The sequence below is a fragment of the Carboxydocella sp. ULO1 genome, from assembly GCF_002049255.1.
Classification (GTDB): domain Bacteria; phylum Bacillota.
This window is the reverse complement of sequence record NZ_BDLQ01000021.1, coordinates 23,138-36,841: the sequence shown is the minus strand read 5'-3', so window position 1 is coordinate 36,841 and position 13,704 is coordinate 23,138. Positions and strand designations below refer to the sequence as shown.

At 45.8% G+C, this 13,704-nt stretch carries 13 protein-coding genes; 11 read left to right on the top strand and 2 right to left on the bottom strand.

Annotated features, from left to right (window positions below):
* Together ULO1_RS04255 and ULO1_RS04250 are read right to left on the bottom strand one after the other, a co-directional pair.
* The coding region (locus ULO1_RS04255; protein WP_200806929.1) for a PQQ-binding-like beta-propeller repeat protein at positions 1 to 1,357 on the bottom strand (1,357 nt) is incomplete at its 3' end.
* Complete coding sequence (locus ULO1_RS04250; RefSeq protein ID WP_078666472.1) at positions 1,347 to 2,036, bottom strand: copper amine oxidase N-terminal domain-containing protein; 690 nt, start codon at positions 2,034 to 2,036, stop codon at positions 1,347 to 1,349. The genes ULO1_RS04255 and ULO1_RS04250, both read right to left, overlap by 11 nt.
* A gap of 173 nt (positions 2,037 to 2,209) precedes the next feature.
* Between ULO1_RS04250 and ULO1_RS04245 the strand changes: the two genes are divergently transcribed.
* From ULO1_RS04245 to ULO1_RS04195, 11 genes are all read left to right on the top strand, one after another.
* Positions 2,210 to 2,989 carry a ClpP family protease gene (locus tag ULO1_RS04245; protein ID WP_078666471.1) on the top strand — a complete coding sequence of 260 codons (780 nt, stop codon included), beginning with the start codon at positions 2,210 to 2,212 and terminating at the stop codon, positions 2,987 to 2,989.
* Positions 2,990 to 3,211, top strand: a complete 222-nt coding sequence (locus tag ULO1_RS15380; protein WP_078666470.1) for a YlzJ-like family protein — start codon at positions 2,990 to 2,992, stop codon at positions 3,209 to 3,211. It abuts the gene before it with no gap.
* Between the two features lie 60 nt (positions 3,212 to 3,271).
* The gene (locus tag ULO1_RS04235; protein WP_078666469.1) at positions 3,272 to 4,057 is read left to right on the top strand and encodes an undecaprenyl-diphosphate phosphatase; all 786 of its coding nucleotides are present in this window, start codon (positions 3,272 to 3,274) and stop codon (positions 4,055 to 4,057) included.
* A gap of 80 nt (positions 4,058 to 4,137) precedes the next feature.
* Positions 4,138 to 6,279 (top strand): DNA translocase FtsK, encoded by a 2,142-nt coding sequence (locus tag ULO1_RS04230; RefSeq protein WP_079933040.1) that lies wholly within the window; start codon positions 4,138 to 4,140, stop codon positions 6,277 to 6,279.
* Positions 6,280 to 6,362: 83 nt separating this feature from the next.
* The gene (locus tag ULO1_RS04225; RefSeq protein WP_078666467.1) at positions 6,363 to 7,097 is read left to right on the top strand and encodes a GntR family transcriptional regulator; all 735 of its coding nucleotides are present in this window, start codon (positions 6,363 to 6,365) and stop codon (positions 7,095 to 7,097) included.
* A gap of 107 nt (positions 7,098 to 7,204) precedes the next feature.
* Positions 7,205 to 8,329, top strand: a complete 1,125-nt coding sequence (locus ULO1_RS04220) for a BMP family protein (RefSeq protein ID WP_078666473.1) — start codon at positions 7,205 to 7,207, stop codon at positions 8,327 to 8,329.
* A 61-nt stretch (positions 8,330 to 8,390) separates the two neighbouring features.
* The gene (locus ULO1_RS04215) at positions 8,391 to 9,908 is read left to right on the top strand and encodes an ABC transporter ATP-binding protein (RefSeq protein ID WP_079933039.1); all 1,518 of its coding nucleotides are present in this window, start codon (positions 8,391 to 8,393) and stop codon (positions 9,906 to 9,908) included.
* Entirely contained in the window at positions 9,905 to 10,948 is a 1,044-nt protein-coding gene (locus ULO1_RS04210; protein WP_078666465.1) for an ABC transporter permease, read from the top strand. The genes ULO1_RS04215 and ULO1_RS04210 overlap by 4 nt, the downstream gene beginning before the upstream one ends.
* Complete coding sequence (locus ULO1_RS04205; RefSeq protein WP_078666464.1) at positions 10,948 to 11,826, top strand: ABC transporter permease; 879 nt, start codon at positions 10,948 to 10,950, stop codon at positions 11,824 to 11,826. Before ULO1_RS04210 ends, ULO1_RS04205 begins: the two co-directional genes overlap by 1 nt.
* 116 nt (positions 11,827 to 11,942) lie before the next feature.
* Positions 11,943 to 12,920, top strand: coding sequence for a biotin synthase BioB (gene bioB, locus ULO1_RS04200; protein WP_078666463.1), 978 nt, complete (start codon positions 11,943 to 11,945; stop codon positions 12,918 to 12,920).
* A gap of 12 nt (positions 12,921 to 12,932) precedes the next feature.
* The gene (locus ULO1_RS04195; protein WP_079908002.1) at positions 12,933 to 13,700 is read left to right on the top strand and encodes a 6-carboxyhexanoate--CoA ligase; all 768 of its coding nucleotides are present in this window, start codon (positions 12,933 to 12,935) and stop codon (positions 13,698 to 13,700) included.
* The last annotated feature ends 4 nt before the right edge of the window (positions 13,701 to 13,704 follow it).

Sequence of the window (13,704 nt, the reverse complement as noted above, 5' to 3'; positions counted from 1 at the left end):
GCGGCCGGCTAACATCGCGGGCACTGACCAGCAGCCGGGTCTGATAGGTCTTGCCTTTCTCTATCTCCTGGCTGCTGCTGGTTAAACCGGAGACCATCAGGTTTTGCAGGTCCTGGTTACCGAAAGCGTGTAGCTTACCATCCAGGGTGGCTACCAGCAAATATCCCCCTGCTAAAGCCATTTCCCCTGTGACCGGAGCTCCCAGGTTAACCCGGCTGACGGTCTTGCCCTGTTGCCGGTCATAATACCAGGGCCGCTCCTGGCCGGTTGTGAGGTCCAGGCCATAGACAGTACCGCTGTCATCTGCTACCAGCAGCAAATTGGCAGCTGACCAGATGATAGGCGAAACCCAGCTATCCGCCGCCAGGTCCCGCTGAAGCCAGCCGGCAAGGGGAAGGCCATTGGTGCTGTTGAGACAAACTACTCTGGCTTTTTGGCCGTTGTACTGGTTAATAACGAAATAGAGGCGGTTTTGATAAAGGGCAGGGGAGTTGTTGATGAAATTGGCCGGTTTAAAGAAACTTTCATTCAACCACTGTCTTCTGCCGGTACAAGCATTTAAGGCATAGAAGCGGCCTTTTTTATCGGAAAAATAAAGGTAATTGCCATCGGTGGCGATGGAAGCCGGTACCCCGGTTTTGGTGCTATAGGACCAGAGCCTGTTCCCCTGCAGGTCATAGGCCTGGACGGAGCCATTCAGAGCCGTTCCATCCACACCGATAGCAAAAGCATTGCCAAACAGGCAGGGGGAAGAGGTGATTTCCCCTTGCTGGGAAATAGGGGAATTGCCAGCCTGGGTACCCTGATGCTGATCCAGGATATAGGTGTGCTGGTCGGTGGCCCCGAGGATGACCAGGTTGTCCACTAGCAGGGGTGAGGAGGAAACTTTGCTCTCCAGGGGCAGATGCCAGAGGGTCTGGGCCAGATTGCTGCTAAGGGCATAGATGCCATTAGCTCTGGTGCCAAAGAAAAGACGGCCCTGCCTGTAGGTGGGTGAGGAGATGGAAGGAAAGGTGGCTGTGGTTTCAATCTGCTTGCGCTGGAGGAGCTGGCCGCTGTTAAGGTCTAAGGCCAGGATTTCCTGGCCGGCTTTGATGTAGATTTTCTGTTCCTGGCTGAGGATGACGGGCTGGCCTAAGATTGGCGGTTCACCGGGTTTGCCCGCCGGGGCTAGCTGTACTTCCCACTGGGTGGTAATGGGCGGAAAGGTGGGGTCATTAAATATCCTATTTCTAGAAGGATAATTTCCGAACATATAAGAATTTTTATGTTCAACATTAGTATTTGCGTAAGAAAAATTACTTATAAAACTCAAAAAGATTAAAAACAGCACCAAAGCTATTTTTTTACTGTTCATTGCCGTAACCTCCGGGAACAAAATCAACATCAACATTGACTAACACCATTTTAGCGTTATTATCCCAGCTAACCTGATATCCAAACGCCTCACAGATATAACGAACTGGCGTCATGGTTCGCTTGTTAAGGATATAGGGTGCGATATCCATCTTTTTTTCAATTCCATTAATAAGCATAATATTTGAATTGATTTTAAAAACTATCATTGTATTGTCTTTCTGTATTTTAATGCTTTGATCTTGCTGGTTCCAAGAAACATTTGCACTTAATGCCTCAGCAAAAGCACGAAGTGGGACCATAACTCTGTTTTTATAAAAAACAGGTCGCTGATCTGGAAAATAGACAAATAGACCATTAGAAAATGCCACATTTATAGGCCTCGGCATAGTATCAATTGGGTCGGGCTTTTTCACCTTTGGATTGATTTTCCCCCCGTACTTCTTCCACGGAGTCTTGCTGATGGGCACTCCATCAATAGCCAGAATCTCTTCCACATTGCTGGCCTCATAGTAGAGAAACTTCAGCATTTGCTCCAGGGAATAGCCGGGAATGGTATGGGTGGTATCCACCTCCCCATCATAGGTACGACCCAGGATGATATGGTCCTCCCAGGCCCAGACCAGCGTCGCTGGCAATAAAAACACCACAAACAAAAAAGAGATAAGGACTTTTTTCACAAACAACTCCCCCTTGCTGGTTTTTTATGACATATTCCTCGCATCTCCCTGATTTCCTGCTGGCAAATCCTGTATACAAAGCGACAAAAATCTACATTTTTACTACCACCAAGCAGAAGGTGTATTTTTTTTGCTTTTATCGCAAACCATAGAGGAAGAAAGGAGGGCAATTTATGTCTAACTACCATTGGCAGTGGTGGGAGCCTGCCGTGGCTTTACAGACCTTTACCCAGGATAATGAACCGGAAGTACCGGTAAATCCTGAACCGGCAGCGCCTTTACCAGGAGCCAGCAGGAAAGAGACTTTTAATCCAATAAAAGAATATGGACAACCCCAGAATCCCGCCGTGAATAAAAGTTCTATCCACTGTATTACCATAGTAGGTCAGATCGAAGGACATATGATGCTGCCTCCACAAAATAAGACCACCAAGTATGAGCATATATTACCGCAGTTGGTGGCATTGGAGCAAAGCCCGGAAGTAGAGGGTATTCTGTTAATATTGAATACCATCGGTGGTGATGTGGAGGCCGGTCTGGCTATTGCTGAAATGGTGGAAAGTTTAAGTAAACCCACCGTATCCCTGGTTCTTGGGGGAGGCCACAGCATTGGGACCCCGATAGCGGTTGCGGCTAAATATTCCTTTATCGCAGAAACGGCATCGATGACCATTCATCCCATTCGTTTGAGCGGACTGGTGATAGGGGTTCCTCAGACCTATGAATATCTGGATAAAATGCAAGATAGGGTAGTTAAATTTGTAACAAAACATTCCAAGATTACTCCCGAGAAATTTCGCGAGCTCATGTTCCGAACAGGTGAACTGGCCCGGGATATTGGGACGGTATTAATAGGGGCTGAGGCAGTTGAAGTTGGTTTAATCGATGAGGTAGGCGGATTAAGTAAGGCCCTCGCTAAACTAAAAGATATGATCAAGGAGGCCAGAAGTTAAATGATATTATATACTCCTCTTGCTCCAGAGGCAATTTTTCCTGTTGACTATTCTTTTTTAAGCGATGTAAGTGAGTATAGATATGGAGATCTTATCCTGCAGGGTAGGCTACGGGATGGGAAAATTGAAGTCTATCGAATAATTAGTACTAACCTGGATGACTATCTTAACCCTAATTTTGCTCCCGGAAGGTTGGTTGATCCCCCTTTAGCTAATTGCTAAAGGGGGTGATTGTTGTTATAATAACAAAGTAATGTCATTATTAGACTGGGAGGCAGGAAAATGAGTTATATTGAGGCTATTATTCTAGGTATTATTCAAGGGTTAACAGAGTTTCTTCCCATATCATCCTCGGGACATCTGGTGCTAGTGCAAAAATTGATGGGTATTAAGGAAGCTGGCTTATTACTGGATACATTATTGCACCTGGGCACCCTTGTAGCCGTAGTTGTTTATTTTTGGGAAGATATTATTTCCTTATTACGACGACCTTGGCAACGGCTAACCTGGTTGCTCTTCTGGGGAACATTACCTACAGTAATAATCGCTTTGCTTTTCAAGGATCTTTTTGAAGAATTATTTGCCAGTGGCAGTACTCTGGGTTATGAGTTCATTGCCACCGGTCTGGTTATCTGGCTGGCTGAAAGATTTCGCGAGGGCTATAAACGCTTGGATGATATGACTATTTTTGACGCGATTGTAGTAGGTCTGTTACAGGGTGTTGCTATCCTTCCAGCTATTAGCCGCTCAGGACTTACTATTGCGGGAGCTCTATTTGTCGGTTTAAAACGAAATGCTGCTGCTCGCTACTCTTTCCTTTTATCTATTCCTGCCATTTTAGGAGCAGTAGTATTGCAGGTGAAGGATTTAGCTAAAACTGGGATAAATCAGGCGGGGATGGAAATAGGGCCGATGCTGGCCGGAACCTTGCTGGCAGCTATCTCAGGGTATCTAGCTGTGCGCTGGATGATAGCCTTGATCCAGAACCGGAGTCTAAAATATTTTTCCTACTACACCTGGTTTTTAGGGATCAGCATAGTGATTGCCCAGTGGTTTGGCAAATTTTAATCCCCCTCATTGGGGGTTTTTCTTTGCAGGAAAACCGCGGAGGGGTGTGGAATAAATAAACTCCAGTTGGAGGTGATTGTGTGCCTAAGGTACAACCAAGCCAAACCAGTACGAGATTTAAAAACGAGCTTAAGGGGATAGGATGGATAGCCCTGGCTATTTTAACTTTTTTGATTATTTTAGAAAAATCCGCTGCCCAAATTGGCCTGCTGGGCATCTATATGCGCAAGTTTCTTTTTTCCTTGTTCGGTGAAGGTGTATGGTTTTTTCCCTTTTTTTTATTTTATATTGGTTTTTATCGCCTGTTTTACTGGGCTCAGGCGGCATGGCAGAAGAGGCTTACTGGCGCCGGGTTGGTATTGCTTAGCGTTTTAGCCTATTTGCATATGGATATTCCTGCGGAAGGGTTTTTTGCTTATGCCAGCGGTGGGCTTGGAGGAGGACTTCTGGGAGCAGCTTTTAGCTGGATTTTGCTGAAACTTTTTGGTAAGGCTGGTAGTTATGTTATTATCATTTCTTTATTTTTGACAGGGGTATTAATAATTTCAGAAGTTTCGGCCAGCAGCGGGCTACGCTGGCTCTATTCCAGGACAAAGGAAGTTTTAACAGGAATAATGACCAGATTAGTTTCATCCCGCCAGAAGCCCAGAGAAGAAGGAAAAACCAGGACCAGAACGAGTACTAAAGTAAAGTCTGCAGAAAAAGAGCAGGTTCTGGTAAGAACAGAGGTTGTTAGCAATCCGCCTGAACCTATCATTACTGCAGAAATTGACACAGACAGCAAAAGAGCTGAAAGTGCGGCCTTGCCGGATATCGAATTGTTACGAGCACCAGCAAATAGCAATTTCACCCTGTCAGAGGATGAAATTAATAAAAATATTGCTTTGCTAGAACAAACCCTGGATAACTTCGGGGTAAAGGCAAAAGTTCAGCAGGTCAGCGTAGGCCCAACTATCACCCGTTACGAAATTCAACCTGCCCCTGGAATTAAAGTTAGCCGGATAGTCAACCTGGCTGATGATATTGCCCTTTCCCTGGCAGCAGCACAGGTGAGAATTGAAGCACCCATCCCCGGCAAGGCAGCAGTAGGAATTGAAGTGCCCAATAAAACTCCTGCCCCTGTGTTTTTAAAAGAAGTAATTGAAAGTCCTCAGTTTAAGAACAGTCCATCGCCTCTCACTGTGGCTCTGGGGAAGGACATCGCTGGTCAACCGGTGGTGGCTGACTTGATCAAGATGCCCCATCTTTTGGTAGCTGGTTCTACGGGCTCAGGAAAATCTGTCTGCATTAATAGTCTTATTACCAGTATTCTATATAAATCGGGGGCAGAAACAGTCAAGTTCATGCTGATTGATCCTAAAATGGTGGAATTATCCATCTATAATGGCATTCCGCATCTGCTGGCTCCAGTGGTTACGGATCCAAAAAAAGCTGCAGGTGCCTTGCGCTGGGCGGTAATGGAAATGGAAAAACGCTATACCAGTTTCGCTGAGGCCAAAGTAAAAAATATCGAAGGCTACAACAACTGGTTGCAAAAACAAAACCAGAAACCATTGCCCTATATCGTTGTAATTATTGATGAGCTGGCTGACTTGATGATGGTGGCGCCTGCCGATGTAGAGGATGCTATTTGTCGCCTCGCTCAGATGGCACGGGCGGCTGGTATTCATCTGGTAATTGCTACCCAGCGGCCTTCTGTGGATGTTATTACCGGTTTAATCAAGGCGAATGTTCCTTCACGCATCGCCTTTGCTGTTTCATCCCAGATCGATTCCCGGACTATTCTGGATATGGCCGGGGCGGAAAAACTGCTGGGGCGAGGGGATATGCTGTATTATCCGATTGGAGCCAATAAGCCGATTAGGGTTCAGGGCGCCTATATTGGAGAAGAGGAGATAGAACTGATTGTTAGTCACCTGAAAACTCTGGGAGCTCCGATTTTTAATGAAGAGGTAATCAATTTACCGGAAGACACAACAGCGGGCCCGGAGAATATAGACGATGATCTGTTACCTCAGGCAGTCAGGGTGGTAGTTGAGCATGGTCAGGCCTCAGCATCTTTGCTACAACGGCGTCTGAGGGTGGGATATGCCCGGGCAGCCCGGTTAGTGGACTTACTGGAACAGATTGGTGTGGTAGGACCTCACGAGGGCAGTAAGCCGCGCACCGTCTTGCTTTCGAAAGAGCAGCTGGATAATTTTTTGGATTCTCTAAAAAAATAGTTTACAAATAGCCAAAGTCATATTAAAATAAAATCAGATGTCTGACCTCTAACGTCAGTCAGGCGGAACAGGGGGATAACATTATGCAGGTTAGACAGGATAATAGACCGCTATATTTGCTGGTCAAAGAAAGACTGGAAAAAATGATTGCTGATGGTAGCTACCAGGCAGGAGAACAGTTACCTCCTGAAGCGGAATTAGCCCGCTTATTCGGAGTGAGCAGGGCTACTCTAAGAGAAGCCTTGCGAGTTTTGGAAGAAGAAGGGGTATTAACCCGAAAACAGGGAATTGGGACTTTTGTTAATCAGCCCCGGGCCCTGGTAGAACGAGGGATTGAGGAGCTTTTCAGTGTCACAGAAAGCATTGAAAAATTAGGCCAGAAAGCAGGCTCTATTATAGTTGGACTGGAACAAGCTCAAGCCGATAAAAGCATGGCCGAAGCCCTCAATTTACCTGTGGGCGCAGAGCTACTCAAGCTTTCCCGCCTTAGAACAGCGGATAATAAGGTGGCAGTATATTGTATCGACTACATTCCCAAAATATATACAGAACGCTTGCCTGAGAATGCCAGCTGGGATGGTTCACTCTTTAGCTTGCTGGAATCTCAACTGGGTATCTACATAGAACAGGCGATAGCTCAAATTGTACCGATAAATGCTGACGAAAACATGGCCAAGCTCATGCACATTCGCAAAAACAGTCCCTTACTATTACTAAAACAAATTCACTTTGATCGTAGCGGGGTCCCGATATTTTACTGTGAAAACTATTTCCGCCCTGATTTCTTCAACTTTAAGGTTATCAGAAAAAGAAAATAATTATTTCTTTTCTTCAACTGTTTGAAGGGAGGCGAGAGGAGCGCAAACGATTGCATGTGTGGTTCCGGAATTACCTTAAAAATTTGGGAGGGATATGTGTGATTAAAATGTATCAGCTGTTCCGTAAGCACCGTTCCTTGCTGTTGCTGGCCATCATGATTATGGCAGTTTCTCTGGTCGGCGTTGGTTGTGCCAAGAAGACTGAAGAAAAAGCACCTACCGGAGAAGCTCCAAAAGCAAAAGGCATCAAAGTAGGGATCGTACTGTCTACTGGTGGTAAAGGTGATAAATCTTTTAACGACGCTGCTATTGCTGGTTTGGAAAGAGCCAAACAAGAACTGGGTATCGAATATAAATACATTGAACCCAAAGAAATGGCTTCTGATGAAGAAGCACTGCGCTTCCTGGCCGAAAACGGTTATGATCTGGTTATCGGTGTCGGCTTCTTGATGAAGACCTCTTTGGAAAAGGTCGCTACTGAATTTCCAGATGTAAAATTTGCTCTGATTGACGAAGTAGTAGACAAGCCCAATGTAGCTTCTTTGACTTTCAAGGAGCATGAAGGTTCCTTCCTGGCTGGCGTTCTGGCTGCTATGATGTCAAAAACCGGTAATGTCGGTTTTGTTGGTGGTGCTGACTTCCCCTTGATTCACAAGTTTGAAGAAGGCTACAGGCAAGGGGTAGAATATGTTAACAAAAACTTTGGCAAAAATGTAAAAGTACAATCCGCTTACGCTGGTACAACTGGTGAGGCTTTCAATGACCCTGTAAAAGGTAAAGCTCTGGCAACTACCCAGTTCAACAATGGTGCTGACATTATTTACCATGCGTCTGGTGGTACTGGTCAAGGGGTATTTGAGGCTGCGGCTGAAAAGGGCAAATTCGCTATTGGTGTAGACTCCAACCAGAACTGGATTAAACCTGGTACTATCCTGGCTTCTATGTTGAAGCGGGTAGACGTGGCTGTCTTCCAGGTAGTAAAAGACACTCTGGATGGCAAGTTCACCGCTGGTAATAAAGTTTTCGGTGTAAAAGAAGATGGCGTTGGCCTGACCGATCTGCGCAACGTTGAGCCCGTTGAAAAAGAAGGGGTTAAAAATGATGCCGCTGCTATCAAGAAAATCGAAGATATGAAGAAAGCTATTCCTGATGATGTTGTAAAAGCTGTAAATGATGCTAAAGAAAAGATTGCAAAAGGCGAAATCACTGTCAAAGACCCAACTGCCAAGTAAATGAATAGGAGAGAGGGTGCTGTTACCAAACAGCACCCTCTTTAGCGAAGGAGGCAGCTCTATGACCTATATTCTGGAAATGCGTAATATTACCAAGAAGTTCCCTGGAGTTATCGCTAACGATAATGTAAACCTGGCGATAAAAAAAGGGGAAATCCACGCTCTGGTTGGAGAAAATGGTGCAGGTAAGTCCACCCTGATGAGTATTCTCTATGGGTTATATCAACCGGATAGCGGAGAAATATTGCTCAATGGACAAAAAGTCACCATTGATAGCCCTACTGCGGCTATTAAGCTGGGTATTGGTATGGTTCACCAGCACTTTATGCTGGTGCCAACCCTTACAGTTACGGAAAATATTGTCCTGGGTTCAGAACCCAAAAAAGGCATTATGCTGAACATGGAGAGAGCAATCCGCGAGGTTGAAGAAATCTCCAAACAATATAATTTGCTGGTAGATCCGCAGGCCAAAATACAGGATATCTCCGTAGGGATGCAACAGCGGGTTGAAATTATCAAGGCCCTTTATCGGGGAGCGGAAATACTGGTACTGGACGAACCGACAGCTGTTTTAACTCCCCAGGAAGTGCGGGAATTGTTCCGGATCATGAAAAACCTGACTGCTCAGGGTAAAACCATTATCTTTATTACTCATAAACTCAATGAAGTTATTGAAATTACCGATAATGTTACCGTTCTACGGGCTGGACGTACTGTTGGCTCGGTTGCCACTGCCCAGACCAATCAAAATGAATTAGCCCGCATGATGGTGGGCCGGGAAGTAATCCTGAAAGTGCCTAAAACTGAGGCAAAAGTTGGACAGACTATTCTCAGAGTTGAAAATCTGGAAGCGCTGAATGATAGGAAATTACCTGCCTTAAAAGGAATTTCTTTCGAGCTGAAAAAAGGCGAAGTACTGGGTATTGCTGGTGTTGCCGGTAATGGCCAGACTGAACTTATCGAAGTTATTACCGGTTTAAGAAAGGCTACCAATGGTAAAGTATTCTTTAAGGAGCAGGAGATTACCAATCAATCTCCCCGGGCAGTGAAAGATGCAGGTATATCCCACATACCTGAAGATAGGAATAAAAGAGGCTTGGAATTGGACTATACTATTGCCGATAACTTGATCCTGGGCTATCAGCACCGGGCTCCTTTTTCTGCCTGGTATGGTATAAATGAAAAAGCTGTTCAGGCCCATGCCGAAAACCTTATTCCAGCCTTTGATGTGCGGCCCCGTCTGCCACAGGCTATGGCCAGGTCTCTTTCCGGAGGAAACCAGCAAAAAGTAATTATTGCGCGGGAGTTTTATCAAAATCCCGAATTGTTGATTGCTGCCCAACCTACCCGTGGTGTGGATATCGGTGCGATTGAATTCATTCATAAGAGGATTATCGAAGCAAGGGATAATGGTGCTGCCGTTTTGCTGGTTTCTGCTGAACTGCAGGAGATTCTGGCCTTGAGTGACCGAATTGCAGTAATGTTTGAGGGTGAAATCATGGATATACTTGATGCCAAAGATGCCAGCGAAGAAAAACTTGGTCTCTTGATGGCAGGCGTAAAGGAGGGGCTGCAATGAAGCGGTTTCTAGAATGGCTGGTACCAGTTGGGGCAATCCTGCTAGCTGGACTGGTGGGCGCAGTAATTATGCTGGCAATTGGAGTAGATCCGCTGGAGGCCTATGGAGCTTTGATTCAGGGAGCGTTTGGGGATAAACACCGTTTCTTTAACACTCTGGCCCGTTCTACTCCGCTGATTTTTACCGGTTTAGCTGTAGCATTTGCGTTTCGTACCGGTTTGTTTAATATAGGTGTAGAAGGACAGATGTATATAGCTGCTGCAGCGGCGGCCTATGTTGGTTTTGCCATTTCTCTTCCTGGCCCTATTCATGCCATTGTTGCAATTCTAGCAGCGATGGCTGCTGCCGGTATCTGGGCGGCGATTCCCGGTTATTTGAAAGCGAAACTGGGTGTGCATGAAGTTATTAATACCATTATGATGAACTATATTGCTTACGGTATTGCTGCCTATTATGTAAAAATTTTTCAGGCTCCCGGACAGGTCCCCCGTACTCCTGATGTTGCCCCTTCGGCAGCGTTAGCTACAATCCAGGAGCTGACCAACAACTGGACTCGTTCTAAGATGAATGTGGGTTTCTTTTTAGCTCTGGTGGCTCTGGTGGTGGTATGGTATTTGCTCTGGAAGACTGTAACCGGTTATGAAATTAGAGCGGTAGGCTTGAACCCCCTGGCTGCTGAATATGGTGGTATCAATGTTAAGAAAATGATTATCCTTGCCATGACTATTTCTGGCGTACTGGCTGGTTTAGCCGGAGCTGAACGGGTACTCGGTTTCCACCGGGCCTATATTTCCAATTTCTCGCCTGGCTATGGTTTCGAGGGGATTGCAGTAGCATTGCTGGGCAAGAATCACCCGGTAGGAGTATTGTTTTCTGCCCTGCTTTTCGGAGCTCTGGCGAATGGTGGCCAATACATGAATATGGCAACACGAGTACCTGCTGACCTGATCGTTGTAATTCAAGCCATTATAATCTTCTTTGTTGCTGCTGATCAGATTGTAAGAAGCTTCCTGCCGAAGCTAAAGGGAGGCGAAGCCTAATGGACTTGACTACCATTTGGGATATCATTAGAGCGACATTAATAGCGGCGACCCCTTTGTTGATTGCAGCTTTAGGAGGCCTTTACTCTGAGCGCTCCGGGGTTGTAAATATCGCCCTGGAAGGTATGATGCTCTCAGGTGCCTTTGCAGCAGTAGTGTTCTCTTATTTTACCGGTAGTGCCTGGATTGGTCTGTTCGGCGCTGTTCTGGTAGGGGCTATCATGGGCCTGATTCATGCTGTTGTTTCTATTAAATATAGGGCAAACCAGGTTGTTAGCGGTACAGCTATAAATTTGCTAGCGGTTGGGGCGACTCTATTTCTGCTCCAGGTAATTTTCAATGTAGCAGGGACAACTCCGCAGGTTAATAAGCTGCCCAGTTGGGGACCTTTTAACCCTGTCGTTTACTTCGGTTTAATTGTACTTGTAGTTACTCATTATTTGCTGTACTATACTCCTTTCGGTTTAAGATTGCGTTCGGTAGGGGAATATCCCAAAGCTGCTGATACACTGGGTATTAGTGTTCCTAAAATTCGCTATATCGCTGTTATTATCAGTGGTGCTCTGGCTGGATTGGCAGGAGCCAGCCTTTCCATCGGGGAGCTGAATGTTTTTGTTAAGAACATGACTGCTGGTCGTGGCTTTATAGCTCTGGCAGCCCTGATCTTCGGTAAATGGACACCCTTTGGTGCTTTTGGGGCCAGTTTATTATTTGGCTTTACTGATACTTTGCAGCAACGCTTGCAAGGTTATTCTATCCCGACCGAATTGGTCCAGATTACACCTTATATCATCACTATGATTGCTCTAGCTGGAGTTATCGGCCGGGCCACCCCGCCTGCAGCTCTAGGGGAGCCTTTCGAAAGAAAAGGAAGATAAGCTTTTACCACCCGCAGTTCGGCGGGTGGTTTTTTGTTAACTATATTTTGAAAACAGGTTGACATATCCGGTTTCACCCTTTAATATAACAGTAAAGAGAAAGGGAGGGTTCTTGGATGTTTAACCGGATTATTGAATTAGCCAAAAAGGTATTAGATGGTCAGGAAATTTCTTTTGAGGAAGCGATGGAACTTGCCCGGGCAGAAGGGGCAGACATTCAAGTACTGGCTGCCATGGCAGCCAAAATCAGGGAAAAGTTCGCCGGGGATAAGGTGGATCTCTGTTCTATCATCAGCGTAAAAACCGGAAGATGTTCAGAGGACTGTGCCTTTTGTGCTCAATCTGCCCATCATCATACCAACATTACTCCGGTAGAGATGCTCAATGAAGAAGAGATAATTGCCAAAGCTAAAGCAATGGAAGCAGCTGGTGCTCACCACTTCGACTTGGTTACAGCTGGATTGGGAATGGATGAAAATGATCCGCTCTTCTTAAAGATACTGGATATTTATAGACGGTTGCGTCAAGAAATCAGTTTACAACTTTGTGCCTGCCTGGGTACATTAAGCGAAAAGGCGGCCCAGATGCTCAGGGAAGCTGGGGTTACCCGTTATAATCATAATCTGGAAACAGCTCGCAGTTTCTTCCCCCAAATTGTCACTACTCATACTTATGAAGAGAGAATCGCTACCATTAAAAATGTAAAAAAGGCGGGGATGGAAGTTTGTTGTGGAGGCATTATCGGTATGGGGGAATCGATGGCCCAGAGAATTGAATTTGCTTTTACATTAAAAGAACTGGATGTAGACGCTATACCCATTAATGTTCTCAATCCTATTAAAGGCACCAAACTGGAAGGACGACCCCTTATGTCACCCTTAGAGGTAATTAAAACTTTTGCCATTTTCCGCTTTATCTTACCGACCAAAAACATTAGATATGCCGGTGGCAGGGAAGTGAATTTGCGGGACATGCAAGCATTGGGGCTGATGGCGGGCTTGAACGGCATGCTGATTGGTCACTATCTGACAACCCAGGGCAGAGAAGTAGAAACGGATTTGCAGATGATCAAGGATTTAGGCCTGAAAATCTGAGGTGAACCTCTGATGAACTGGTATTCAATTCGTATGCGGGCAGCTGCTGGAGGGCCTCATGAAAAGGGCGGAAGGCACATATCCGGAGCTGAAGATCTGGTGCCAGAAACAGAAATTGAAGACCGCCTTTTTTACTTCTGGCAAAAAGCCAGTAACCATGAAAAAGGGAAATGGGACTTTCTTCAGATCACTGTTGAAAAAATTGATGAAAGAGTACAAGAAGTTTCGCTACTGCCAGTTAAGTTATTTTACCCTGCAACTACGGTTGATGCTCGAAAACTCGCAACTGAATTGCTGGGCCGAAACGGAATTACACAGCGACAGATTAACTCCGCCTTTCAGCTGCTGGAAAATCCTCCTCAGGATATACGGGGAGCCTGGGTGGTAGCACTGGACTCTAACCGGGTTGTAAGGGAAAATGTCAGGGCGACCAAATTTGGCTGGAACCAGATAACTTATCAGCAGTTACGGGAAATGCTCACCTGCGCTGGCCTGATTAACACGCGGTTAAGCGAGGCCCTGGCTCTGGCCAGTAAAGTAAATGCCTGTCCGGGGATAGTGGCGGAACTGTGCTGGTCTGATAACCCTGAATATACCACCGGCTATGTAGCTTCATCCAGATTGGGATATTGTCGTTTGCCTAACTTTAAGCCCATAGGAAAAGGAGGAGGCAGGGTATTCTGGATCGAGAAAGAGGAGCAGATAGAGTCAGTGCTACACTGGCTTCGAGAAGTACCCTGCTTGATTGGAGGCGTACCGATTTTGCAAAAGGAGGAGTAGTGCA